The 23,584-nt window shown below is 58.7% G+C and carries 23 protein-coding genes and 1 tRNA gene; 6 read left to right on the plus strand and 18 right to left on the minus strand.

The features are described from left to right. Positions 1-292: 292 nt before the first annotated feature. From rlmN to H7850_RS02255, 7 genes are all read right to left on the minus strand, one after another. Positions 293-1,441 carry a 23S rRNA (adenine(2503)-C(2))-methyltransferase RlmN gene (gene rlmN / locus H7850_RS02225; protein WP_227367759.1) on the minus strand — a complete coding sequence of 383 codons (1,149 nt, stop codon included), beginning with the start codon at positions 1,439-1,441 and terminating at the stop codon, positions 293-295. A 71-nt stretch (positions 1,442-1,512) separates the two neighbouring features. After that, positions 1,513-1,941 carry a nucleoside-diphosphate kinase gene (gene ndk, locus H7850_RS02230; RefSeq protein ID WP_227367760.1) on the minus strand — a complete coding sequence of 143 codons (429 nt, stop codon included), beginning with the start codon at positions 1,939-1,941 and terminating at the stop codon, positions 1,513-1,515. A 176-nt stretch (positions 1,942-2,117) separates the two neighbouring features. After that, positions 2,118-2,444 carry a HesB/IscA family protein gene (locus tag H7850_RS02235; protein WP_227367761.1) on the minus strand — a complete coding sequence of 109 codons (327 nt, stop codon included), beginning with the start codon at positions 2,442-2,444 and terminating at the stop codon, positions 2,118-2,120. Positions 2,445-2,454: 10 nt separating this feature from the next. Then, positions 2,455-3,612 carry an aminotransferase class V-fold PLP-dependent enzyme gene (locus H7850_RS02240; protein WP_227367762.1) on the minus strand — a complete coding sequence of 386 codons (1,158 nt, stop codon included), beginning with the start codon at positions 3,610-3,612 and terminating at the stop codon, positions 2,455-2,457. A gap of 25 nt (positions 3,613-3,637) precedes the next feature. Then, positions 3,638-4,102: a Fe-S cluster assembly transcriptional regulator IscR gene (gene iscR / locus H7850_RS02245; RefSeq protein WP_227367763.1), complete on the minus strand. Its 465-nt coding sequence runs from the start codon at positions 4,100-4,102 to the stop codon at positions 3,638-3,640. 193 nt (positions 4,103-4,295) lie between these two features. Further along, positions 4,296-5,180 carry a serine O-acetyltransferase gene (cysE, locus tag H7850_RS02250; protein WP_227367764.1) on the minus strand — a complete coding sequence of 295 codons (885 nt, stop codon included), beginning with the start codon at positions 5,178-5,180 and terminating at the stop codon, positions 4,296-4,298. A 114-nt stretch (positions 5,181-5,294) separates the two neighbouring features. Further along, positions 5,295-6,092: an RNA methyltransferase gene (locus H7850_RS02255; protein WP_227367765.1), complete on the minus strand. Its 798-nt coding sequence runs from the start codon at positions 6,090-6,092 to the stop codon at positions 5,295-5,297. A gap of 152 nt (positions 6,093-6,244) precedes the next feature. On the opposite strand from H7850_RS02255, the gene H7850_RS02260 reads away from it, so the two are divergent. After that, positions 6,245-7,039 carry an inositol monophosphatase family protein gene (locus H7850_RS02260; protein WP_227367766.1) on the plus strand — a complete coding sequence of 265 codons (795 nt, stop codon included), beginning with the start codon at positions 6,245-6,247 and terminating at the stop codon, positions 7,037-7,039. A 102-nt stretch (positions 7,040-7,141) separates the two neighbouring features. On the opposite strand, the gene H7850_RS02265 is transcribed toward H7850_RS02260, so the two are convergent. The 4 genes from H7850_RS02265 to speB all read right to left on the minus strand — a co-directional run bounded on the left by H7850_RS02265 (position 7,142) and on the right by speB (position 11,055). Continuing rightward, positions 7,142-7,870, minus strand: coding sequence for an MBL fold metallo-hydrolase (locus H7850_RS02265; RefSeq protein ID WP_227367767.1), 729 nt, complete (start codon positions 7,868-7,870; stop codon positions 7,142-7,144). 33 nt (positions 7,871-7,903) lie between these two features. Then, positions 7,904-8,668 (minus strand): carbon-nitrogen hydrolase family protein, encoded by a 765-nt coding sequence (locus H7850_RS02270; RefSeq protein ID WP_227367768.1) that lies wholly within the window; start codon positions 8,666-8,668, stop codon positions 7,904-7,906. Beyond that, a complete protein-coding gene (locus H7850_RS02275; RefSeq protein ID WP_227367769.1) occupies positions 8,665-9,999 on the minus strand; it encodes a purine-cytosine permease family protein in 1,335 nt (444 codons plus the stop codon). Before H7850_RS02275 ends, H7850_RS02270 begins: the two co-directional genes overlap by 4 nt. Before the next feature lie 99 nt (positions 10,000-10,098). After that, complete coding sequence (gene speB, locus H7850_RS02280) at positions 10,099-11,055, minus strand: agmatinase (protein ID WP_227367770.1); 957 nt, start codon at positions 11,053-11,055, stop codon at positions 10,099-10,101. Positions 11,056-11,269: 214 nt separating this feature from the next. Between speB and H7850_RS02285 the strand changes: the two genes are divergently transcribed. Beyond that, complete coding sequence (locus H7850_RS02285; protein WP_227367771.1) at positions 11,270-12,694, plus strand: sigma-54 interaction domain-containing protein; 1,425 nt, start codon at positions 11,270-11,272, stop codon at positions 12,692-12,694. Positions 12,695-12,784: 90 nt separating this feature from the next. On the opposite strand, the gene secF is transcribed toward H7850_RS02285, so the two are convergent. The 5 genes from secF to queA all read right to left on the minus strand — a co-directional run bounded on the left by secF (position 12,785) and on the right by queA (position 18,265). Then, positions 12,785-13,693 (minus strand): protein translocase subunit SecF, encoded by a 909-nt coding sequence (secF, locus tag H7850_RS02290; protein ID WP_227367772.1) that lies wholly within the window; start codon positions 13,691-13,693, stop codon positions 12,785-12,787. Between the two features lie 12 nt (positions 13,694-13,705). Continuing rightward, a complete protein-coding gene (gene secD, locus H7850_RS02295; RefSeq protein ID WP_227367773.1) occupies positions 13,706-15,556 on the minus strand; it encodes a protein translocase subunit SecD in 1,851 nt (616 codons plus the stop codon). A gap of 70 nt (positions 15,557-15,626) precedes the next feature. After that, complete coding sequence (gene yajC, locus H7850_RS02300; protein ID WP_048308457.1) at positions 15,627-15,956, minus strand: preprotein translocase subunit YajC; 330 nt, start codon at positions 15,954-15,956, stop codon at positions 15,627-15,629. A gap of 118 nt (positions 15,957-16,074) precedes the next feature. Then, positions 16,075-17,193: a tRNA guanosine(34) transglycosylase Tgt gene (tgt, locus tag H7850_RS02305; RefSeq protein WP_413614135.1), complete on the minus strand. Its 1,119-nt coding sequence runs from the start codon at positions 17,191-17,193 to the stop codon at positions 16,075-16,077. 31 nt (positions 17,194-17,224) lie between these two features. After that, positions 17,225-18,265 (minus strand): tRNA preQ1(34) S-adenosylmethionine ribosyltransferase-isomerase QueA, encoded by a 1,041-nt coding sequence (queA, locus tag H7850_RS02310; protein WP_227367775.1) that lies wholly within the window; start codon positions 18,263-18,265, stop codon positions 17,225-17,227. A 196-nt stretch (positions 18,266-18,461) separates the two neighbouring features. Here queA and H7850_RS02315 point away from each other — a divergent pair. The 3 genes from H7850_RS02315 to H7850_RS02325 all read left to right on the plus strand — a co-directional run bounded on the left by H7850_RS02315 (position 18,462) and on the right by H7850_RS02325 (position 20,599). Continuing rightward, positions 18,462-18,545, plus strand: a tRNA-Leu gene (locus H7850_RS02315). A gap of 1,016 nt (positions 18,546-19,561) precedes the next feature. After that, positions 19,562-19,972, plus strand: a complete 411-nt coding sequence (rnk, locus tag H7850_RS02320) for a nucleoside diphosphate kinase regulator (protein WP_227367776.1) — start codon at positions 19,562-19,564, stop codon at positions 19,970-19,972. An 18-nt stretch (positions 19,973-19,990) separates the two neighbouring features. Beyond that, a complete protein-coding gene (locus tag H7850_RS02325) occupies positions 19,991-20,599 on the plus strand; it encodes a LysE family translocator (protein WP_227367777.1) in 609 nt (202 codons plus the stop codon). Between the two features lie 3 nt (positions 20,600-20,602). On the opposite strand, the gene H7850_RS02330 is transcribed toward H7850_RS02325, so the two are convergent. Next, entirely contained in the window at positions 20,603-22,252 is a 1,650-nt protein-coding gene (locus H7850_RS02330) for an acyl-CoA dehydrogenase family protein (RefSeq protein ID WP_227367778.1), read from the minus strand. Between the two features lie 256 nt (positions 22,253-22,508). Here H7850_RS02330 and H7850_RS02335 point away from each other — a divergent pair, with 256 nt between their 5' ends. Continuing rightward, on the plus strand, positions 22,509-23,003 hold the full coding sequence (locus H7850_RS02335) for a glutathione peroxidase (RefSeq protein WP_227367779.1): 495 nt from the start codon (positions 22,509-22,511) through the stop codon (positions 23,001-23,003). A gap of 26 nt (positions 23,004-23,029) precedes the next feature. Here the strand turns inward: H7850_RS02335 and H7850_RS02340 are convergent, their stop codons facing one another. Beyond that, positions 23,030-23,425 carry a hypothetical protein gene (locus H7850_RS02340; protein WP_227367780.1) on the minus strand — a complete coding sequence of 132 codons (396 nt, stop codon included), beginning with the start codon at positions 23,423-23,425 and terminating at the stop codon, positions 23,030-23,032. Between the last annotated feature and the right edge of the window lie 159 nt (positions 23,426-23,584).

A 23,584-nucleotide genomic window follows, 5' to 3' on the forward strand; every position in this document is an offset into this window, starting at 1 on the left:
CCCTCTATGAGCAGGCTCTGACAAGGCTGCAGCAAGCGCCAAAAAATGACTGGGTTAAGGAATCATTGCATAAATGCCTACGCGAACGAATCGCTGCGTTGCGCGGTGCTCGAAAACTCGCCTAACATCATGTTATGTCTCGTTTTCTGCGCTCCGTGCGTCTTACGACGTGCGACGCCCGCTTATTTCGCTCGGCGATTTATTCAGCAACTCCCTAGTTAACGTTAGTATTAGACAAAACGTACTCATCAAAGCGTTGTCAGCGCTCGAAGTCAAGGTTGGCCTATCATGGCTAATCGGCGTCGATCTGTATCGATTGAATATAGCGCTCATGACGCCGTGTTTTGTCCTTGACTCGCCCGACCAATTGACCGCAGGCCGCGTCGATGTCATCGCCCCGGGTCATGCGGATCGGTGCCGTATAGCCCAGGTCGTACAGCCACTGCTGAAAGCGCATGGCCTGATTGCGGGAAGGCGTCTCGTAGCCGGAATGAGGAAAAGGATTGAAGGGAATCAGATTGATCTTGCAGGGCAGCTCCTTCAGTAGCGCTGCAAGCTGCTCGGCATGCGCCTGCTGATCGTTGACATCCTTGATCAGGGTATACTCGATGGTTACCACGCGTCGTTCGGCACCTTTCGCCAGGTAACGCTGGCAGGCATCCAGCAGGGCGCGGATATTGTACTTGCGATTGAGCGGGACCAATTCGTTACGCAATTCGTCATTGGCCGCGTGCAAGGAAATGGCCAGGCTCACGTCCAGTTCGTCCCCGAGCTTGTCGATCATGGGTACGACGCCAGAAGTCGATAGAGTGACGCGACGCTTGGAGAGCCCGTAGGCAGTGTCGTCGAGCATCAGCTTCATCGCCGGCACGACGTTATCGTAATTGAGCAGGGGCTCGCCCATGCCCATCATCACCACGTTGGTCACCGGGCGACTGATGCCGTCCTTGCGTGGCCCGGCGCTGCGAGAGGCGACCCACACCTGACCGATGATCTCCGCCGCGGTCAGATTGCGTTGAAATCCCTGTTTGCCGGTGGAGCAGAAGCTGCAGTCCAGGGTGCAGCCAACCTGGGAGGAGACGCACAGCGTACGCCGGCTGCCGTTTTCCGAAGGGATCAGCACCGTTTCCACGTAGCTGCCTCCTTCGACCTCCAGCACCCATTTGCGCGTGCCGTCCTTTGATGCGCCTTCGTAGACCACGCTTGGTCCTTGTATTTCCGCTACTTCAGCCAAGCGTGTGCGCAGCGGCTTGGACAGGTTGGTCATGGCGTCGAAGTTGTCGCAGCCTTCGTGATGAATCCATTTCATCATTTGCGTTGCGCGAAACTTCTTTTCTCCGATGGAGACGAAGAACGCCTCCATCTGATCCCGGGAAAGGCCGAGCAGATTGGTGCGTTTAGCGTTCGAGGCAGGCGATGCGGAAGAGGCGAGTGCGGTCATGGAGATATCGATACGTCGTGGAAAACGTCTTGAAGCAGAGAGCGGGGGCTGTGCGCCCCCGCGGCGTCGGATCAACCGCGCGGGCAGATCTCGTCATTGCCGAAGAAGTAAGCCACTTCACGTTCGGCGGACTCAGGTGAATCGGAGCCATGAGCGGCATTGGCATCGATGGACTCGGCGAAATCCGCGCGAATGGTGCCCGGTGCGGCTTCCTTAGGATTGGTGGCTCCCATCAGGTCGCGGTTCTTGGCGATGGCATCGTCACCTTCGAGCACCTGGATCATTACCGGGCCGGAGGTCATGAAGCCCACCAGATCGTTGAAGAATCCGCGTTCCTTGTGCTCGGCATAGAAACCTTCCGCCTGCGCCTTGGAAAGATGCTGCATCTTGGCAGCGACGATCTTGAGGCCGGCCTTCTCGAAACGGCTGTAAATCTCGCCAATCACATTCTTCGCGACGGCATCGGGCTTGATGATGGACAGGGTACGTTGATCAGCCATTTCGTGTAACTCCATAAAGTGAACAGGATGTGGGGCAAAAGCACCGCAAACGCGGCGCGAAAGACATGATTCGATGATTGAACGTAGATTTGTCATCGAAAAAATCGCGCCATTATAGCGATTTGCTGCCAATAACGCATCAAGACATCCATGTCTGCAGCTGTATGCTGGCAGCCTTAAACGGTAAAGCTCTCGCCGCAGCCGCATTGATCCTTGACGTTGGGGTTGTTGAAGCGAAAGAAGCGATTGAGCCCCTCCGAAACATAGTCGACTTCACTGCCGTCAAGCATGGTCAACGCTTCTGGCGCGACGAATACCTTGGCGCCGTGTTCTTCAAACGCGACATCGTTGCTCGCTTTCTGGTCAGCAAAGTCGAGCACATAGCTGTAGCCGGAGCAGCCGCTGGGCTTGACGCTGACTCGTAGGCCGAGGCCGTGACCGCGCTCATCGAGCACTCGATGGATCTGCTCAGCGGCGGCGGGTGTAATCGAAAACTGTGTCATGAGAACCTCCTTAATGATGGGGCAGTGCGCTCAGCGCGTGCCGCAGCTCTACCAGCGCGGCATCGAGATCGGCGTCGGTGGTGAAACGCCCGAAGCTAAAACGGAGCGATGTCAGTGCCCGCGTTCGCGGTATACCGATGCCTTTCAATACATAGGACGGCTCGACGCTTGCAGAGTTGCAGGCCGAGCCGGTGGAAACGGCAATGCCTCTTAATGCCATCAACAGCGACTCCCCATCGATGCCCTCAAACGCAAGGTTGACGATGTTGGGTACCGAGACATCGACATGGGTGTTGCGATGGACGTTGTCAAGGTCTTCAAGCCCGTCGAGAAAGCGGGCGGCAAGACCGGCGATACGCGCCTGATCCGCTTCTCCTTCGCTCTTGGCCAAGGCAAAGGCCTCACCCATGCCGGCAATCTGGTGGGTCGGCAAGGTGCCGGAGCGCATGCCGCGCTCGTGACCGCCGCCATGGATCAACGCTTCGACACGAATATCTGGGCTGCGGCGCACATAGAGCGCACCGATGCCCTTGGGGCCATAGGCCTTGTGACCCGACAGTGACATCAGATCGATGCCCTGGCGCTCTACATCCAGTTCGATGCGTCCCGTTGCCTGGGCCGCGTCCACGTGGAAGGCGGCGCCGCGAGCGTGGACGACCTCAGACAGGGCCGCCAGGTCGTTGATGGCGCCGAGTTCGTTGTTGACCGCCATCAGCGACACCAGCACGGTATCGTCCCGCATCGCCTGGGCGAGCTTCCCAGGCGAGATGCGCCCATCAGGTTCCGGGGACAGCCAGGTGACGTCGAACCCTTCCGCTTCCAGGGCGCTTGCGGTGTCGACGACGGCCTTGTGCTCGATACTCGAGGTGACAAGATGACGTCCTCGGCCACGGTTGGCACGCATGAAGCCGGTCAGTGCCAGGTTATCCGCCTCGGTGGCGCCGGAGGTCCAGACAATTTCCCGAGGATCGGCATTGATCAGATCCGCCACCTGACGACGAGCACCCTCCACGGTCTGCTCTGCCTGCCAGCCAAGCATGTGGCTACGAGAAGCCGGGTTGGCGAAGATGCCGTCCAGGGTCAAATGACGCGCCATGATGTCGGCGACCCGAGGATCGACCGGTGTCGTGGCGGCATAATCGAGATAGATGGAGGCAGTCGTGGCCATGAGCGTATTTGTCGTCCTGGAACAATTAGAGTGTATCGATGACGATCGTATCAGTCGTGAGCCGTTGCCGAGCGGCAATGCTACGCACTTCATGGCGATCGATCAGGTCCGCCAGAGACACGCCATCGAGAAAGCCATGAATCTCGTCGGAGAGTTCGCTCCATAGATGGTGGGTCAGGCAGGTATGGCCTGCTTGGCAATCCGCCATTCCCTGACAGCGAGTCACATCCACGGATTCATCCACGGCATCGATGACTCGGGCGACGGAGACCTGCCCCGGTGCCACGGCCAGTCGATAACCGCCGCCAGGACCGCGCACGCTGGTCACCAGCATGGCGCGACGCAGCCGAGCGAACAGCTGCTCGAGATAGGACAGCGAAATATCCTGACGCCGGGAAATATCCGCCAGGCTGACCGGGCGTTGACTGGCGTGCAGAGCCAGATCGAGCATGGCGGTGACGGCGTAGCGTCCTTTCGTGGTCAAGCGCATAGAGTGTCAGACGCGAAAATCAATCAGATGAGTGACGATAAACAGCCAAAAGACCGGGCCCAGTCAGCGGTATTTCATGTGCCACTCGACCTTGGATAGCGTTCATTATGAGAAAACCCAGTAGAATGGTCAACAATTGCCGCTGCACTGCTCAGTGGCTACTTGCGGTTTGATGCGAAATGGCTGATGGCGGTCAAGAGGTCGCCGAAGGGTCCTGGGAGTCTGAAAAATCATTCTCATCGGCAGACCCTGTTCGTTGCTTCGACGAGGTTTTCTGAATGGGCGGACAAGCGCTGTCGACCTCCTCGAGAACGCCGGCGAAATCCTCGTTTCGCAGTTCCGGGAGCTGCCCCGAACGATAGCTTGCATCGAGCTTGCGCAAGGTGGCGCACATGATCTCGATACGCTGGTCCACCGCATGCATGTGATCGAGCATGGCCTGCATCGAGTGAGCCACCGGGTCGGGCATGTCCTGACTCACGCCATAAGCGTCGAAGCCGAATTTCTGGCGCATCGCCTCGCGGCGTTCCGGGTCGAAGGCAGGTTCTTCCTCCACATCCGGCTCGGCGCGCTTGACGATCTTGCCCGGTATGCCGACCACCGTGGCGCCGGCAGGCACCGCCTTGGTGACCACCGCGTTGGAGCCTATCTTGGCGCCGGCGCCAACGGTGAAAGGGCCGAGAATTTTGGCCCCGGCGCCCACGATCACGCCATCTTCAAGCGTGGGGTGGCGCTTGCCTTTGTTCCAACTGGTGCCGCCAAGGGTGACCCCTTGATAAAGAGTGACATCGTCGCCGACCTCGGCGGTTTCGCCGATGACCACCCCCAGGCCATGATCGATGAAAAAGCGACGACCAATCGTTGCGCCAGGGTGAATCTCGATGCCGGTCAGCCAGCGAAACAGTGTCGACAAGGTGCGCGCCAGCCACTTGAGATTCTTGTGCCATAGCCAGTGGCTCAAGCGATGAGCGAGCAGCGCATGTAGCCCCGGATAGTTGGTCAGCACTTCGAACACATTGCGGGCTGCCGGGTCACGCGCGAATACGCTATTGATATCTTCTCGCAGGCGGCTGAGCATGAAGCAATCCTTGTATGGGGCTGGTCGGCATTCGGCTGCCGCAGCACGTCAATTCTTCATTATTGGGATGCGATGGCAGCCCTGCAAGGGTCAGTTGGCATCGGTGTGAGGCTGTCAGCGAAGGTTGTTTGCCTTTTTCTCCATGGCGGTCAGGATGCCGCGCAGGATGCTGATTTCCATTTGATCCGGCCGGGCGCGCAGGTACAGACGGCGCAAGCGGGCCATCAGTTGGCGGGGTTTTGCAGGGTCATGAAACTCGACGGCGATCAAGGCGCGCTCCAAGTGCTCGAAGAAACGCTCCAGGTCTGCGTGGCTGGCCAAAGGGCTGTCCCATTCGAGCCCGAAGTGAGCAGGCTCCTTGTCGATTCCAGGTTCTTCATTCGGCCCCAGCGGAGCGTCTTGCAGCCAGGCCTGGCGGCACTCATAGGCCAGTACCTGCACCGCTGCCGCCAGGTTCAGCGAGCTGAAGTCCGGGTTGGCAGGAATGTTCACGTGACGATGACAGCGCTGCAACTCCTCGTTGGTCAGGCCGCTGTCTTCACGGCCAAACACTAGCGCCACCCGAGCTTCCTGGGATGACAGTTCACTGGCAAGAGTGTTGCTCAACTGGCGCGGTGTGAACATTGGCCAGGGCAGGGTGCGCGAACGTGCGCTGGCGCCCACGACCAGGGTGGCATCCGCTACCGCGTCGTCGAGAGAGGCATGCACGGGCGCGACGGCGACCAGCGCATCCGCACCCGAGGCGCGGGAAATGGCCTCGCTGGTACGCACTTCGCAACGGGGTGCGACCAAGGCCAGATCCGTGAGCCCCATATTCTTCATCGCCCGGGCGACACCGCCGATGTTGCCAGGATGGCTAGTGCCGATGAGAACGATGCGTAGTTGGTCGAGAGAGAAGGGGTGATCGTGCATGTCAGGGGCCATTGGGATGTCGAAGCGAATTCCGCGCAGTCTATCACGGCGGCGCTCGGTGACGATGCCGACGGATTCTCGTGGCCTGAAATACGACTTTTTGCTAGGATACAGGCGTTCTTTAACAGTCATCGACTCCTCAAGGCCCGATCATGCATCCGATGGTCCAATTTGCGCTGCGTGCAGCACGCAGCGCCGCCGAACAATTCCTACGTGTTCGTGAGCGAATAGAAAGCGCGCATGAAGATTACGATATTCAAGGTTTGCTCGAAGATACCGGGCGCAATGCCGAAACATTGATCGTCCGTCAGCTGGCCCGTGGCTACCCGCAACATGGCGTCGTGGGCCGCTTCACTCCCCATCGCGATGGCAAGGATGAAGGCCGCGATATTCTCTGGAAGATCGAGCCCTTTCACGGTTATTCCAATCTCGGCGTGGCCGGCGAGGCCTTCGCCTTGTCTCTGGTCTGCCTAGTTAAGGGTCGGCCTGAACATGCGATCGTCATCTGTCCTTTCAACGACGATGAATATCTGGCCAGCCGAGGCCGGGGTGCTCAGCACAACGGCAAGCGTATTCGCGTGAGCAAGGCAAACCAGGTGAGCAATATCCGTGTTGCCATGGGCCTGCCGGAAAGCGAGCTGCGCCCACGTCATCTACCCACCTACCTGCATCTGGTGCAGCGTCTTGGCCCTCAGATTGATACGCTGACTGCCACGGGCTGCCCGCTGTTGGACATCGCCGAGATGGCTGCCGGACGCGCCGACGCTGTCGTAGTGCTTGGGCTCGAAGAGCAGGACAGCCAGGTGGGAACGCTGCTGCTTAAGGAAGCAGGCGCCTTGATGGGCGGTCCGGACGGTACACCCAGCGTGAGCGTCGAAGGCAACTTGATGGCTGCCGGGCCACGGTTGTACAAGTCGATGGTGCAGCTGTTAAAAGCCTCAGCCTGAAAACGCTCTGAAACGGACGTATCCAATAAAATCCCCGCTTGATAAGCGGGGATTTTTGCGTTCAAGACTTTATGACGTTAGTGCTAGCTATTACCCGGCATCTCAACGTTCATGGGTGCGCAGCCAGTCATCGATCATGGCGTGCAAGTGTGTTCCCGAGAAGCTGGGAAAATGTCCGCCGTGTATGGTGCGAGCCGGTAATGCCCGCAAGCGCCGCATGCTGGCAGCATAGTCGCTCAAGTTGCTGTGCCAGGTATCTTCGATCAATGGCCCGTCGTAGATCAGATCCCCCGAAATCAAGGTAGCGGTCGCGGCTTCCCATAGGGCGATGCCGCCCGGGGAGTGGCCCGGGGTATGAATGACTTCGAAGCGTCGGTCGCCAAGATCGAAGACATCGCCATCCTCGAGCAGCTCGATTCGGCGCGGTGGCTCGATCTTGTAGTGATGATATTCAAAAGGCGCAGGGGGCAGCGCCTCGAACATCTCGTCACCGAGAAAGTCTTCTGCCAGGGTGCGCTTTCGATCCGGCGAGGCGAGTATGTCTGCTTCATGTGCATGCACATGGCAGCGATCGAACTCGCTGACGGCGCCGATATGATCGAAATGGGTATGACTGGCGACGGCGAGCAGGTCTCGCTCGCTGAGTAGCGGCACCTGGCGGCGCAAGGGTACCGCTCCCAGACCGAAATCGACCAGCAGATCGCGATCACGACCCCGTACATGCCAAAGGTTGCAGCGAAAGAAAGGCCGAATCCAGGGCTCGTCGATCAGCGTGATGCCATCGGCCAAGGCCTGGGTGCGATACCATTTATCGGCGGCGATGCGGATCATGATCAGCTCTTCCTCTTTTGCGGACAGGTGTTCTCAAGAACGCAGGTCCTTCAAGTAATCCTGGGCCTGTCGGCTCGTATCGATAGCGGAAAAGTCCAGCTCGGCGATTAGTGTGCCTGAAGCTTCGCCAAGCTGACCGAGCACCTCGCCGTCAGGGCCGGCAATGATACTGTTGCCGCAATAATGCAGCGCGTCCTCTTGGCCGGCGCGGTTCGCGCAGGCGACGAAGCACTGGTTGTCCATGGCTCTGGCACGAATCTGTAGCCGCTGACGAGAGGCGTTCGGATGCATGTTGGCCGTCGGTGAGACGATCAGCTGCGCGCCCTGACCTGTAAGCGTCCGTGAGATTTCCGGGAACTCGTTGTCGTAGCAGATCATCAGGCCTATGCGCCCAAGTCGGGTATCGAGCACGCAGTACTCATCGCCCGGGCGAAAGTGTTCATGTTCGCGATCCCATAGCTGGCGCTTGCGATAGGCGCCAAGTTGGGTGCCTCTGTCGTCTAGCATCACCGCCGTATTGTACAGGGTGCCTTGGGAGTCGCGTTCTGCCATGCCAAAGGCGATGTATATGCCGAAGCGCCGAGCGAAATCGGCAACTGCCTGACACAAGGGGCCGTCGAGTGGCTCCGCGAACGTCGCGAGCCGGTCAAAAATGTTGTAACCGGTCAGGGCCAGTTCCGGCAAAACCAATAGCTCGACCTTGCTGGCGATGGCCTGCCGACACAGCATCTCGAGCGTTGCCAAGTTTGCTTTTACATCGAAACGCGCCGGCGCCGTTTGAGCGAGCATCATTTTCATCGCGTGGCCTCTAGAGCGTTGTTCCGGCGCTTGCGCACGAAGAGCCTTACCCCGATCCAGTAAAGCGCGCCGGTGATCAGGAACACCGGTAGGGAGGCACCAAAAGCCAGTGGCGCCACCAGGGACCAGTAAGCAGCTAGCGCGGCTCCGATGAGATAGGCACCGATGGCGAATGGCGCCGTGGCGAGACCGACCTGGGTTCTTGCCTCGAGTAGCGCTGCGTTGTAACCCTGGCGGCTGACGAGGTAGTAGTCGACGATCATCACCGAGAAGGCAGGAATGAACAGCGCCCCGATTAGTAGCAGGAAGTTCTGGAACTGATCGAGGATGCCGGGAATGAGTGCACCGAAGACGGTGACGACGCCGATCACCAGCGCCGGCTTCCAGAAGCGCATCCCGGGTTTCACGTTCATGCAGGAAAGCGTCGCGCTGTAGACCGCCATCACGTTGGTGGTCATCACGGAGAGAAAGATCACCAGCGCCGCCGGCAGTCCGAAACCGAAGCCGCTTAGCAGTTTGGTGGGGTCGTAGGTCTGCTCCATGTCGTTGAGCACGGAGATGCCGGATACCGCCGCTCCAAGACCCATGGCGATCAGCGCCGCCAGCACATAGCCGATATAGGTGCCCCAGATCGCGACGCTGCCATTCTTGCAGTTGCGATTGTAGTCCGCGGAAGAAGAGATCCAGGAGAAGGCCGTGGCGATCACGATATCGAAGGCGATACCCAGGGTGATGCCGTTGCGGGCCTCCGGCGTCATGGTGAGCAGATTGCCGATATCGTAATGGCGGTTGAGTTGATAAAGCACCGCCGCGGCGAGTATCACCATGAGGCTGGCCGCCCAGCGCTCCACCCGCTCGATGCCCAGATGGCCACGCAGTACGATCAGCACCACCACCGCCTCGCAGATCACCGTCATCAGCGCCAGGTTGCTGTAGCCGGTGGTACTTTCGATCGCATAGTCGAGGCTCATGCCCGCCAGCAGTGCCTGAATCCAACTCCAGGCAATCAGCACGCTCATGTTGACGAAGGAGATCAGCCGGCTACCCAGCGGCCCGTAGGCGCGCCGGGTGAGCACCATTGAGGGTAGGCCGGTGTGCTGGCCCATCAGGCCCACGAGCAGCAAGGGCACTGCACCGATGAGCGAGCCGATCAATACGGTCGTCATAGCGGTGGTGAATGGCAGATCCGGCACCAGCAACATGCCGGTGAGAATGGTGGTGACCACCACGTTGGCGCCCAGCCACAGGGCCAGGGTGCCGAAGAAGCTCAGGCTGCGCGTCTGGTGTTCGCCCAGGGTGTCCTGGCCTAAAAATTTATTGAAAGAGATCATGATACTTGGTTCCGTATTGATATTGTTGTTTGGTGCTTGCTGAGATTTGGCCGTCGCTCATAGCTATCCTGAACATATTCTTGGGGATGTCAGGATTGTTTAACGACGCTGAACACCGGGCAGCACACAGAGCATTTCATAGAGCAGGGTCGCGCCCATCAGTGCGGTGTTGCCGCTCTGGTCGTAGGGTGGGGAAACCTCCACCAGATCGCCGCCGACCACATTCAGACCCCAGGCGCCCCGTACGATCTCGAGCCCCTGCTGTGCGGTAAGGCCGCCCATCTCGACGGTGCCGGTGCCCGGCGCCACGGAAGGGTCCAGGCCGTCGATATCAAAGGAGATATACACCGGATCATCGCCCATCTGCTCGCGTACCTCCTCCATCAAGGGCGCCAGGGACTTGTACCAGCACTCTTCGGCCTGCACTACGCGAAAGCCCTGTTCTCGGCACCAGTCGAAATCGTCCGCGGCATAGCCAGTGCCGCGCAAGCCGATCTGCACTACCCGCTGGCTATCCAGCAGGCCTTCTTCCTGAGCGCGTCGAAAAGGGCAGCCGTGGGCGATTTTCTCGCCGAACATGTGCTCGTTGACATCCGCGTGGGCGTCGACGTGAATCAGCCCCACCGGCCCGTGTTTCTTGGCGATGGCCCGCAGCAGCGGCCAGGTCAGGGTGTGATCGCCTCCCAAGGTCAGCGGCACGCAGTCCTGAGCGAGTACGTCGTTGTAGAAATCGGTGATGATGTCGAGATTCTTGGGCAGGTTGAAGGTATTGATCGGCACATCGCCGATATCCGCCACCTGCAGGCTGTCAAAGGGCGCGGCCTTGGTCGCCATATTGTAGGGCCGCAGCATGCGGGACTCGTCGCGAATCTGGCGTGGCCCCAGGCGGGTGCCGGGACGATTGGAGGTGCCGATGTCCATGGGGATGCCGATAAACGCCGCGTCCAGGCCGGCGGCGCCTTCCTGAGTCGGCAGACGCATCATGGTGGCCGGGCCGCCGAAGCGGGGCATCTCGTTGCCGCCAAGGGGCTGATTGAAAGTCGGCTTGTCGCTCATGTCGAACGTCTCCTTTGCGATGGGCTCGCCACCGCCGTTATCGATGTACTTTCTATTTGCAATGCAGAGAACGTGCCAACTTTTAAGTTGCTGTTTTTAAAGGCTGCTAATCTTTTTTTGATTCATTTTTGCATCGCTAGAGGTAATGAATGATTTATTTATGTATCGTCATGATTCATAAATGCATTGCGCGAAAGCAGATAGGAAATAACTCATGACCGATATCGACAGTGCGGTGATCAAGACCATCATCGACACCGCCCACGACCATTTCTTCATCGTCGAAGCCAGCGGTCGGATTCTCGATGTCAGCCCGGGTAGCGCAGCGGTCTATGGTCTGAGTCGTGAGGCGCTATGTGCCAGCACCGTGCAGGAATTGGCCGAACGCGGTGTGCTTTCCCCTTCGGTGAGCATGGAGGTAATACGTACCGGTCAGCCGGCGCAGGTTCTGCAGCACACCGGCACCGGGCGGCGGGTGATCGCCGAAGCGCATCCGGTCTTCGCCGATGGCAAACTCGTACGTATCGTTTCCCGCTCGATGGATCTTACGGATCTGCAGTTGCTTCAGGACGAGTACAAGCTGCTTCAGCGCCGTTTCAGCGAGCATCTCAAGCACAGTGGCAGGGTCGCTCTAGAGAATGACCTGGAACTCGATAACCTGACGATTCGCAGTAGCGTCATGCGCGAGGTGGCGCTGCTGATCAAGCGGGTTGCACCCACGGATGCCACGGTGCTGATGCTGGGTGAAACCGGGGTGGGCAAGACCGCCTTCGCACGTCAATTGCACCGCTGGAGTGCGCGTCATACCGGGCCCTTCATTGATGTCAACTGCGCTGCTGTTCCTGAGACGCTGTTCGAGTCGGAGATGTTCGGCTATCAGCCGGGCGCTTTCAGCGGCGCGGCCCGCCAGGGCAAGGCAGGCATATTGGAAATGGCCGATGGCGGCACGCTGTTCCTCGATGAGATCGGTGAGCTGCCGCTTCCCATGCAGAGCAAGCTGCTCAAGGTAATCCAGGACGGTGAGATCACTCGGCTCGGGGATACCCAGCCGCGGCGGGTCAATTTCCGCCTGGTCGTCGCCTCTAACCAGGATATTGCGGCTCGGGTCGAGAGCGGCGCCTTTCGGCTCGATCTTTACTATCGGCTCAATGTCATCCCGCTGACGCTGCCGCCATTACGGGAACGCCGAGAGGACGTGCCCGGATTGGTGGAAGCGCAATTGGCGCGTCTCAATCAGCGTTACGCTCGCACCAAGGTGCTGCACCCTGGCGTGTGGTCCGAGCTCATGGGGCGGGATTGGCCGGGCAATGTGCGAGAGCTGGAAAACTGGATGGAGCGCGCTTGGCTCGCAGCGCCGGATGAGGTGATCAACGTTCCCGGTGATAGCGCTTTATCGCCACGCCGAGACCTGCAGTCGCCCCTCGTTGAATCCGAATGCGCCAGGCCGTCTGTGCCGGCAGAGGAGCAAACCCTCAAGCAGGCGCTGGATGCCTACGAGTGCGAAATTCTGAGTACGCTTTGTCCTCAAGTGACCAGCACCTACGCCCTGGCCAAGCGACTCGGCATCAGCCAGCCTAGTGCTGTGCGCAAGCTGCGCAAACATGGCCTGCGAATCGGCCCGGGTAAGCCGAGTGCCTGAGCATGAACGACGACACCCTGCCGGGGCAGGGTGTCGGATCTTACAGAACATGATGGGCCTTTCGATAAAAAGCCTCGATGAAAAGCCGAATCAAGGCAGCTCTTCTTCCTCGGCGTTCTCCTTCTTGGCCGGAATCAGGTCCTCGCGCTCCAGCTTGATGGCAAGCAGCAGCGCCGAGGCGACATAAATCGACGAGTAGGTACCGATACCCACGCCGATGATCAAGGCCAGGGCGAAGTTGTGGATCATGTCGCCACCCAGTATCAGCAGCGCCAATAGCACCAGGAGCGTGGTGCCGGAGGTCGCCAGGGTACGGGCCAGGGTCTGATTGATCGACTCGTTGAAGATCACCGCCATGTCGTCGATGCGTGATTTGCGAATGTTCTCGCGAATACGGTCGTAGACGATGATGGTGTCGTTGAGCGAATAGCCAATGACTGCCAGTACCGCCGCGAGCACCGTCAGGTCGAACTCGATCTGGAACAGTGAAAACACGCCGAGCACGATAATGACGTCATGGATCAGTGCCACCAGGGCGCCAAGGGCGAATTTGTACTGAAAACGAAATGCTACGTAGAGCATTACCACGCCGAGGGCCACCAGCATGCCAAGGCCGCTTTGATCGCGTAGCTGGCCGCCGACCTGAGCGCCAACGAACTCGGCCCGCACCAGATTCACGCTTTCACCGCTCTGGCGCAGGATGTCCGTGACCCGGTTGCCGACATCCGGATCGAAGGCCTGCTGCAGGCGTACCAATATTTCATTGGCGGCGCCGAAGGTCTGCACCGAGACATCTCGAAATCCCGCGTCTTCCAGCAGTTGGCGGATCGTGTCCAGGGCGGGGGCGCTGGCGTAGCGCACCTCGACGAGAGTACCGCCGGTGAAATCCAGGCCCAGATTGAGCTGTTGGAACAGCAGGGTCAGTATCGAGACCAGCAACAAGACCCCGGAAACGATGAAGGCATAGCGGCGCTTGCCCATAAAATCTAGCTGTCGCATCGCGTTAGCCCCTTAGATCCAGAGTTTCTTGACGGATTTGCCGCCAAGGGTCAGGTTGACGATCGCCCTCGAGACCATGATGCCGGTAAACATCGAGGTCAGAATGCCCAGGGACAAGGTCACGGCAAAGCCCTTGACCGGCCCGGTACCGATCGAGAACAGGATCACCGCCACCAGCAGGGTGGTCAGGTTGCCGTCGATGATCGAGGTGAAGGCGCGTTCGTAGCCGGCATGAATGGCCTGCTGAATCGGCATCTTCGCCCGCAGCTCTTCGCGTATGCGCTCGAAGATCAAGACGTTGGCATCCACCGCCATCCCCAGGGTCAATACGATACCGGCAATGCCCGGTAGGGTCAGGGTGGCGCCCAGCATCGACAGCGCCGCCATCAGCAGTATCAAATTGATGGTCAGGGCGATGTTGGCGACCACGCCGAAGGCCTTGTAGCGGATCAGCATGAATGCCACCACCAGCAGCAGGCCGATCTGGACGGACAGAATGCCCTGCTCGATATTGGCCTTGCCCAGGCTCGGGCCGATGGTGCGTTCGGCGACGAAGTAGATCGGTGCAGCGAGAGAGCCCGAGCGCAGCAGCAAGGCCAGCTCCTCGGCTTCAGTGGGGGAGTCCAGCCCGGTAATGCGGAAACTGTTGCCCAATGCGCTCTGAATGGTGGCCAGGCTGATGATGCCGCGTTCGGTGAAGGGAATGCGCTCTTCGACCTGCTCGCCGTCCTTCATCACCGTGCGGGTGCGGGTCTGGTTGTCGATATAAATGACCGCCATGGCGCGCCCGATGTTGGAGCGGGTATTGCGATTCATCAGAGTGCCGCCGGTGCCGTCCAGATTGATGTTGACCTGGGGGCGACCGTTCTCGTCGAAGCTGCGGCTGGCGCTGGAGACGCTGTCGCCGGTGATGATGACATCGCGCATCAGCTCGGCGGTGCGGTTTTCGTTGTTGCGAAACGGGAGGGTCTCGGTTTCGTTCTCCGGCGTGTCCGGGCGTGCCTCGAGGCGAAATTCCAGGTTGGCGGTGGCGCCGACGATACGCTTGGCGGCGGCGGTATCCTGCACGCCGGGTAGCTCCACGACGATACGGCTGGGGCCCTGGCGCTGTACCAGCGGCTCCGCCACGCCCAGTTCGTTGACACGATTGCGCAACGTGGTGAGGTTCTGGTTGATGGCGTAGTCCTGGATCTCGGTGACCTGCTGATCCGTCAACGTCATGGCCAGCATCGCACCACGGCCTGCCTCGCGATCCTCGTACTGGAAGTTGGGAAACTCACGGCTGATGATACGACGCGCTTGGCTACGATCATCCTCATTGGCAAACGTCAGCTGCAGCGTGCGCCCTTCGATCTGAGTATCCCGGTAGCGAATGCGCTCGTCTCGCAGGCTCTCGCGGATGGCACTGGCATTGACTTCCAGGCGCTGAGTGAGGGCGGCTTCCATGTCCACCTCGAGCGCGAAGTGCACGCCGCCGCGCAGATCGAGCCCCAGGTTCATGGGGGCGGCGCCCAGGCTCTCGAGCCAGGCCGGTGTCGATTCCGCTAGATTGAGTGCCACGGTGAAATCGTCGCCGAGGGTTTCGTTGACGATATTGCGCGCCTCGAGTTGGTCGTCCGCGTCCGCCAGGCGGATCAGCGCGCCATTGGCTTCATCGTCGATGCGCTTGACGGTGATGCCGGCTTCATCGAGGGCGCTGCGTACGCGCTCGAGTTGACGTTCGTCGAGAGAAATGGTGGCGCGAGAGCTGCTGATCTGAACCGCTGGGTCCTCGGGATAGAGGTTGGGCAAGGCATAAATCAGACCCACGATGAGCACGACAAGTATCAGCAGATACTTCCATAGAGGATAGCGATTGAGCATGGAAGCCCGGTCCTTGTTGCTGACGCAGTGAAGACGCTGCCGATAGAGTATCGGCAGCGAAAGGGTGAAGTCAGATGGATTTCAGGGTGCCTTTGGGCAGCACGGCCGCAACGGCATTCTTCTGCACGCTGACCTCGGTGCCTTCGGCGATCTCCATGGCGAGGAAATCATCGGTGACGCGTGTGATGCGGCCAATCAGACCACCGCCGATCACGATCTCGTCACCCTTGGAGAGATTGCTGATGAGCTGCTTGTGCTGCTTGGCGCGTTTTGATTGCGGACGCCACAGCAGGAAGTAGAAGATCAGCACGAAGCCGACCAGCATCACGATCTGGGCGATACCGCCGCCGGCTGCCGCGCCGCCTTCGGCATGAGCCTGTGAGATGAAGAAGTCCAGCATGGGTTAGCGTTCCTCGGTCGGTTGAAAAGTGGCAATGGCCAGGCTGAATATGAGGTATCCAGCCGAAATTGGGTCGTTCCAGCGGTTATAGTAGTCTTGCGCGAGTGCCATCAATCGCTCAGCTCGGAGCGTTCGGTATTGGCAGTTCACGCTGGGCATAGAACATTTCCACGAAGTTCGCCAATGTACCCGCTTCGATAGCACCGCGCAAACCTGCCATGAGCCGCTGATAATAGCGCAAATTGTGAATGGTATTGAGCATGGCGCCAAGCATTTCGCCGCAGCGATCCAGGTGATGCAGGTAGCTTCTTGAAAAGTGCTGGCAGGTATAGCAGTCGCAATCCGGCTCCAGGGCGCCGGTATCATGACGATGCCTGGCGTTGCGGATCTTGACCGTGCCCGTGGCGGTAAACAAATGCCCATTGCGTGCGTTGCGGGTCGGCATCACGCAGTCGAACATGTCGATGCCCCGACGCACGCCCTCGACCAGATCCTCGGGTTTACCCACCCCCATCAGATAGCGAGGCTTGTCATCCGGCATCCAGCTCGGCAGATAGTCGAGTACCGCGATCATCTCTTCCTTGGGCTCCCCCACGGAAAGCCCGCCAATGGCCAGGCCGTCGAAGCCGATGGCCTCGAGTCCTTCCAGAGAGCGCTTGCGCAGTTCCGGGTACATGCCGCCCTGAATGATGCCAAAAAGCGCCGAGGGGGAGTCGCCGTGGGCGTCCCGGGAACGCTGGGCCCAGCGCAGGGAAAGCTCCATGGAGCGCTGTGCTTCTTCCGCTGTGGCCGGGTAGGGCGTGCATTCATCGAAGATCATCACCACGTCTGAACCTAATGAGCGCTGCACTGCCATGGACTCTTCCGGACCCATGAACACCTTGGCGCCATCCACCGGGGAGCGAAAATGCACGCCGGCCTCGGTGATCTTGCGCATCGCGCCCAATGAAAAAACTTGAAAGCCGCCGGAATCGGTCAGGATCGGCCCCTGCCATTGAGAGAAGTCGTGCAGGTCGCCGTGGGCCTCGATCACTTCGGTACCCGGGCGCAGCCACAGGTGAAAGGTATTGCCCAGGATGATCTCGGCACCGATCTCCTTGACGCTCTGGGGCGTCATGCCCTTGACCGTACCGTAAGTGCCCACCGGCATGAAGGCCGGGGTTTCCACCGTGCCCCGGGGAAAGGTCAGCCGGCCGCGACGGGCAAGGCCGTCATTGGCCAGGCGTTCGAAATTCATGAAACATTCGTTACGCATCAAGTTCTCGGTATCAGGGAGTAGAGGGCGCGTGTGTCAGGAACATCGCGTCGCCGTAACTGAAAAATCGATACTGCTCGTCGATGGCGGCACGATAAGCGCGCATCACGGGGTCGAAACCCGCAAATGCTGACACCAGCATCAAAAGCGTTGATTCCGGCAGGTGAAAATTGGTGATCAGCGCATCGACGCAGCGCCATTCATAGCCGGGGTAGATGAAGATGTCGGTCTCACCGCGAAAGGGCGCGATCTCGCCGCTGTTCGCGCTGGCGCTTTCCAGACAGCGCACACTGGTAGTGCCCACGGCGACGACACGGTTGCCCCGGGCGCGGGCGGCACGCACTTGATCGCAAATTGTCTCATCGACCTCGACCCATTCGCTGTGCATGTGGTGCTCGCGGATATCGTCGACTCGAACCGGCTGGAAGGTGCCGGCACCCACGTGCAGGGTGACGAAGGCATGCTCGATATCGTGCTGTGCAAGAGCGTCCATCAGCGGTTGATCGAAGTGCAATCCGGCGGTGGGCGCGGCCACGGCGCCTTCACGGCGCGCGTAGACCGTCTGGTAGCGCTCGCGATCGGCGAGTTCGTCCTCCCGTGTGATATAGGGCGGTAGCGGCATATGGCCGTGACGCTCGAGCAGTTCGATCAGCGGCGTCTCGCCGAGAAAACGAAGCTCGAACAGCGCCTCGCGGCGGCCTTCGACCACGGCGTGAATATTGCCTTCGAAGATCAGCTCCGTGCCGGGCTTGGGCGACTTGCTGGCCCGAATGTGAGCCAGGCCCCGATGGGCATCCAGGGGACGTTCCAGCAGCATCTCAACGCGCCCGCCGCTGGTCTTGTGGCCATGCAGTCGGGCAGGAATTACTCGAGTGTCGTTGAATACCAGCAGGTCCCCCGGGGTGAGCAGCTCGAGCAGATCGGTAAAGCGCCGATGCGTCAGTTCACCGCTCTCGCCATCCACGCATAATAGGCGGCAGTCGCTGCGCTGTTCGGAAGGGTAGCGAGCGATCAGCTCGTCCGGGAGATCGAAATGGAAATCGGCACGCTGCATACAGATGAGACTGCCAGAAATGGGTGAAATAGTGATGAATGCCCAACGTCCATGAGGGTAAGGCCGCTTGGCAGGGCGCATATGATAGCCGAGTGTGGCGTTCAAGTCAGTTGGAAGGTTCAGTCAATCGAGTCAGGCTGGAAAATTCAGGTCGGCATTGACGCGGCGTCGAAGGGCCGTATAATGCGTTCCCGTTGCCGGTGTGGCGGAATTGGTAGACGCAGCGGATTCAAAATCCGCCGCTGGAAACAGTGTGTCGGTTCGAGTCCGACCACCGGCACTACTTTGAAGCAGTAGCGTATTCCTCTTTCTTTCCCTCTCTTTTCTAGCTTTTTGAGTGTCTGGTTGCAGACGAAGCTGATAACGTAATGGCGCACCCATCATGGTTCAGGAGATTGCCGGGTCAGTTGGATGCGCAATCGATGATGATTCTATTAGCGTTTATTCAAGCTGTTTCTAGTAATTCTTCCAGCGCCTGGACCAGTGCAGCTTGTGTAGAGGCTTGCTCACCCCATACCCGATAAATCTCGATGCTGTCGCTCAGTTCGTTCATGTCGAACCCCTTCTATAGTGATAGATGATGAAGGCTTCGGTTGCGAAAAGTTGCCCGTATTTTTTGGCAACCCTTTGCAGCACTTACTTTGATTTTATCGGCGAGGGTGCAAGATAGCTTTAGTCTTTTGAGGAAAAAAAGTTTAAATTTTTTTAACTTCATGTCTCATCAAGAGCGGCAATCAATTTAAATTAGCTTTTCATGTCTTTTCAATGAATTGCATGAAAGAGGCTGTTCTACACTGCGCAGGCACTAGCGTTTGTATTAGCCGGGTGCCTGCTGGGCGCCTGGTATTTTTACAGATACATGTGTTGAACCTTGGAAGTAGTGCCGTGTACTACCCCTCATGGCTTGGCATAAATCGTAACGCTTGATCTGCCTTTACGTTCTTTCGACAGTGATCATATATTGCCGCGGCATGCTTGCATCATTCGGTGAAGAGGCTCGACATTCGTGACAAGAATGGTTTTGAGTGGTTTTTGGCTTTTCCGCGGCTGTATCTTGGGGTTATCCTCATCTTCAATATAGTAATCCTTCAAACGGCTGCGGTGAGCCGATGCTCATGGTATATGAGAGTAAAAACCATTAGAAATTTATTTAGTATACTTTAGTCTTATTTTTTTGGAGTTACCTCCAAGACAAGAAGCGCTTATGATCAATGCATACAACAGTCCTTCGCTTTCCTGGCGAGGACTGTTTTTTCTTGCTGTTATTTTTATGATTCAAGACAGAAGGAGTTGCCGATGTCACGCCCCGTAATCGTTGTGAACCGCTTGGACGCCGAACGTTTGCAGCGCTTGATCGATACCACCTCGCACAAGGATGCTGCCGTGGCCGAAGCGTTGGAAGTGGAACTCGAACGCGCCGAGGTTGTGGATCCGACTGAAATACCTGCGGACGTGGTCAGTATGAATAGTCAGGTCCGCTTTACCGAGCTAAGCCGAAATGCGCAGCTGACCCGCACCCTGGTTTACCCGCATGCCTTGGCGGATACGCCGGAAGGCTTGTCGGTCATGGCGCCGGTAGGGGCGGCTTTACTCGGTTTGAAAACTGGCGAGACGATCGACTGGAACCTGCCGGATGGGCGGCGCATCCAGCTGCGCGTGGACGAGATCCTGTGGCAGCCTGAAGCGGCCAAGCAGTATCACCGCTAATCAAGCAAGCGGGTGCCCATGTCCGTGACGCTGTGGTTGTCCCTGGCTGCAATCTGCGCCTTGGGTGCCATGTCGCCTGGGCCGAGTCTTGCTATGGTATTACGCCATACCTTGGGAGGCGGACGTTCTCCCGGTGTGATCGCGGCGCTTAGCCATGCGCTGGGGGTAGGGTTCTATGCGCTGCTGACCGTCTGGGGGCTGGGTGCTGTTATCGTGCACCAGCCGCTGCTGTTCACGCTGATTACCTGGGGCGGAGCCGCTTATCTGGCCTGGTTGGGAGTCAAGGCGCTGCAGGCAGGGCGACAGAGCGTATTGATTACAGGCGCCATGGCGACCAGTCCGTCGTTAGCGGCTCGGGAAGGAGTACTGGTGGCGCTGGCCAATCCCAAGCTGATCCTGTTTTTCGTCGCCTTGCTCAGCCAGTTCGTCAGTGCGGACATGGGCGCCTGGGCAAAGTCATTGATCGTCGCCACCGCAGCCTCCATCGACGCCGCCTGGTACGTACTGGTCGCGATCGCACTGTCTCATTCACGGCTGCTGCCCTGGCTGCAGAAACGAGCTCATTGGGTCAATCGCATCACCGGCGTACTGCTGATTGCCCTGGCGGTGCGGGTCTTGCTGGGGTAGCCCTCAGCCAGCAATGCGCTCAAGAATAGCCTCCAAGGGCGTATCCGTGGGCAGAACGCCGTATATTGGGCTGGTACCGCTTGATCCCAGCCGGCTACGGCAGAATGTTTCGGCGACTTCCCGGGGAGCGTGGCGCAGAAGAAGCGCTGCCTGCAGGCATTGCGCCATGCGCTGGGTCAACCATCGGGCATTGGCCTCGAGACTTTCCACGGGTTGCCGTAACGCGGCATCCAGTTCTTTCACGGAATCATCGAAGGCTTTGGAGCTTCCCTTTACCTTGGCGAGTTCGCCGCGCAAGGCTTCAATACTTTCCGGATGACGCGCCATTACCCGTAATACGTCCAGGCAGATGACATTGCCGGAACCTTCCCAGATCGAATTGACCGGTGCTTCCCGATACAGTCGCGCCAGCGGTGTTTCTTCCACATAACCAATGCCGCCAAGACACTCCATGGCCTCCGCCATAAAACCGGGGCCACGCTTGTTGTGCCAGTATTTACCAAGGGCGGGCAGCAGCCGTGCCAAGGCTCGTTCGTGGTTGTCGTCGGGAGTGTCGAAGGTCCGAGCCGTGCGCATCGAAAGTGCCAGGCTGGCTTCGGTCTCCAGAGCTAGATCCGCAATGACTCGTTGCATCACGGGTTGTTCCGCCAAGAGTTTGCCGAAAGCGTGGCGCTCGCGAACATGGCTCCAGGCCTCAAGTAGCGCCTGTCGCATCATACCCGCTGGGGCGGTTGCCGCGTCGAGCCGGGTCTGCTGCACCATTTCGAGAATGGTGACAATACCGCGGCCCGGCTCGCCGATCGCCTGTGCCCAGGCACCGCGATACTCGATTTCCGCCGAGGCGTTGGCGCGATTGCCGCATTTGTCTTTCAGGCGCTGCAGTTCGATGGGGTTGCGCTCGCCGTCCGGAGTGAAGCGAGACACCAGGAAGCAGCTTAGTCCCGCATCAGTTTGAGCCAGGGTCAGAAAGGCATCCGACATGGGGGCGCTACAGAACCATTTATGGCCGGTCAGCCGATAATCATCGCCATCCTTCACCGCCTGGGTGGTATTGGCGCGAACGTCGCTGCCGCCTTGTTTCTCGGTCATTGCCATGCCCAGGGTCACGGCCGATTTTTCTGCGATCGGAACTGCTCTGGGGTCGTAATCCCAGGCCAGCAGACGCGAGCGCCACTGTTCCAGGATGCGAGGTTCGCGACGCAGTGCTGGCAGGGCGGCATGAGTCATGGTGATCGGGCAGCAAATACCCGGCTCTGCCTGGGTAAGTAGATAAAGGGCGGCGATATGAGCTTGGTGGCCACCTTGGTGCTCTTTCTCCCAGGCCACCGCATGCCACCCTTGATCGCAGGCAAGATGCATCAGCTCATGATAGGCGGGATGATAGCTCACCTCATCCAGTCTACGGCCGTGGCGATCGAACAAGCGTAGCGTCGGTGGATGCTGGTTGGCCTCCGTTCCCAATATCTGCACATGATCGCTGCCCACTGCTCGAGCCAGAGGCGCAATACGCTGGTTGACCCAGTCTGGGGCCTCTCTGGCCAGGGCTTCGCGTAAAGGTTTATCCAGCGCTAGAAGATCCCGGTTCAGGAGGGGTATAGGCTGATTGTCGACATCATGAGTGGTCAAGTAACGGCGGGGGGCATGATCGGCCATGGCGATGCTCCTGGTTAATCGATCATAAGTTCTTGAGCATGGTGCCGGCCTGCCTCGTGGTCAAACGATTGAGAACCCGAAAAGAGAAATTACGTCAGGTGAAGAATAAAGAGCCTGCAATGAGTGGGCGGGCATGGAGGGATCGGCGAGAAGTCGTCGGATAATGGAGCACGAACGTTGCTCAGATGCTTACGACTTGCGCGAAGAGCTCATGAGACGGATCATAAGGGATATGCTTAGGCGCCAGTAATAGGTTATGCATATCTATACACAAGAATGCCGCACTTATAGCGGCGAAGCATTCAATCTGCGTGCTCTGCGAGGCCAGGTGCTGCTGGTGACCAATGTTGCCAGCCGTTGCGGCTATACGCCTCAGCTGGCCGAACTCGAAGGGCTTTATCGCCGTTATCGCGATCAGGGGTTTACCGTGCTGGCCTTTCCCTGCAACCAGTTTGCCCGTCAGTCGCCTGAGTCGGCCCAGGAGTTTGCCGACTTTTGCGAACGTCGCTATAGCGTCACCTTTCCGGTCATGGAAAAAGTACGTGTCAACGGGCATCAGGCACATCCATTATTTCTGATGCTGCGCCGTCAAGCCCCGGGGCTGCTGGCGAGCACATCGATCAAATGGAATTTCACCAAGTTTCTGATTGGTCGTGATGGGCAGGTCATTTGTCGTTTCGGGCCCCAGGCAGCTAGCCAGGCCATCAAGCCGCGTCTTGAAACCGCTTTGGATACGCCCTTTTCCGCCTAAGTATATGCTTGAGGTTTAAATTAAAGTCAGGAAGCAAGTTCGCGTGCTTTCATCAAGTGCGTCATCAATTCGTTCCAGCGGTGGCGGGTCACCATGGTGGTGAGTCCGGAAAACAATGTCCAGAAGCTTTTGCGCCAACCTTTTAGCCGGCGTTTATGCACCACCAGTTGCGCCAGCAGGCGATTTTCGTCGAAAGTGCGCCACTCACCGGCGATCGATAGCTGATGGCGAGAGAGCACCGGCGCCAACTCGAGGCGAAATATCCATTCCAACTGATCGAGGCTCAAGTCATGGCGCTCGATGACCTTGATCATATGCGCATAATCGCTCGCCCTCGGCTCTCGCTCGAGCCACAGTGGCGCAAGCGTCAGCCATAGCTCGCCGCGTTCATCGATCAGCGCTTCGATCTCTTTCTCACTCATGCCTATCACCTTCATCGTCTCGGCAGGCATCTTCGGGCAACGCAGGCTGAGGTACAAGAGCGGACAGTGTCACGATGAATCGCTAGAATAGCCGCAACACAGCGTCCACGACGCTGATATCATTCGTCAATAAGTTTAAAGCCAGTAACGCAGAGGTCT

It is taken from the genome of Halomonas sp. M20, from assembly GCF_020622265.1.
Classification (GTDB): domain Bacteria; phylum Pseudomonadota; class Gammaproteobacteria; order Pseudomonadales; family Halomonadaceae; genus Modicisalibacter.

Coding starts and splice junctions, on each gene's coding strand:
- rlmN (WP_227367759.1), bottom strand. CDS start 1,441: ATGACCGCACTCGCCTCTTCCGCATCGCCTGCCTCGAACGCTAAACGC.
- ndk (WP_227367760.1), bottom strand. CDS start 1,941: ATGGCTGATCAACGTACCCTGTCCATCATCAAGCCCGATGCCGTCGCG.
- H7850_RS02235 (WP_227367761.1), bottom strand. CDS start 2,444: ATGACACAGTTTTCGATTACACCCGCCGCCGCTGAGCAGATCCATCGA.
- H7850_RS02240 (WP_227367762.1), bottom strand. CDS start 3,612: ATGGCCACGACTGCCTCCATCTATCTCGATTATGCCGCCACGACACCG.
- iscR (WP_227367763.1), bottom strand. CDS start 4,102: ATGCGCTTGACCACGAAAGGACGCTACGCCGTCACCGCCATGCTCGAT.
- cysE (WP_227367764.1), bottom strand. CDS start 5,180: ATGCTCAGCCGCCTGCGAGAAGATATCAATAGCGTATTCGCGCGTGAC.
- H7850_RS02255 (WP_227367765.1), bottom strand. CDS start 6,092: ATGCACGATCACCCCTTCTCTCTCGACCAACTACGCATCGTTCTCATC.
- H7850_RS02260 (WP_227367766.1), top strand. CDS start 6,245: ATGCATCCGATGGTCCAATTTGCGCTGCGTGCAGCACGCAGCGCCGCC.
- H7850_RS02265 (WP_227367767.1), bottom strand. CDS start 7,870: ATGATCCGCATCGCCGCCGATAAATGGTATCGCACCCAGGCCTTGGCC.
- H7850_RS02270 (WP_227367768.1), bottom strand. CDS start 8,668: ATGAAAATGATGCTCGCTCAAACGGCGCCGGCGCGTTTCGATGTAAAA.
- H7850_RS02275 (WP_227367769.1), bottom strand. CDS start 9,999: ATGATCTCTTTCAATAAATTTTTAGGCCAGGACACCCTGGGCGAACAC.
- speB (WP_227367770.1), bottom strand. CDS start 11,055: ATGAGCGACAAGCCGACTTTCAATCAGCCCCTTGGCGGCAACGAGATG.
- H7850_RS02285 (WP_227367771.1), top strand. CDS start 11,270: ATGACCGATATCGACAGTGCGGTGATCAAGACCATCATCGACACCGCC.
- secF (WP_227367772.1), bottom strand. CDS start 13,693: ATGCGACAGCTAGATTTTATGGGCAAGCGCCGCTATGCCTTCATCGTT.
- secD (WP_227367773.1), bottom strand. CDS start 15,556: ATGCTCAATCGCTATCCTCTATGGAAGTATCTGCTGATACTTGTCGTG.
- yajC (WP_048308457.1), bottom strand. CDS start 15,956: ATGCTGGACTTCTTCATCTCACAGGCTCATGCCGAAGGCGGCGCGGCA.
- tgt (WP_413614135.1), bottom strand. CDS start 17,193: ATGAATTTCGAACGCCTGGCCAATGACGGCCTTGCCCGTCGCGGCCGG.
- queA (WP_227367775.1), bottom strand. CDS start 18,265: ATGCAGCGTGCCGATTTCCATTTCGATCTCCCGGACGAGCTGATCGCT.
- rnk (WP_227367776.1), top strand. CDS start 19,562: ATGTCACGCCCCGTAATCGTTGTGAACCGCTTGGACGCCGAACGTTTG.
- H7850_RS02325 (WP_227367777.1), top strand. CDS start 19,991: ATGTCCGTGACGCTGTGGTTGTCCCTGGCTGCAATCTGCGCCTTGGGT.
- H7850_RS02330 (WP_227367778.1), bottom strand. CDS start 22,252: ATGGCCGATCATGCCCCCCGCCGTTACTTGACCACTCATGATGTCGAC.
- H7850_RS02335 (WP_227367779.1), top strand. CDS start 22,509: ATGCATATCTATACACAAGAATGCCGCACTTATAGCGGCGAAGCATTC.
- H7850_RS02340 (WP_227367780.1), bottom strand. CDS start 23,425: ATGAGTGAGAAAGAGATCGAAGCGCTGATCGATGAACGCGGCGAGCTA.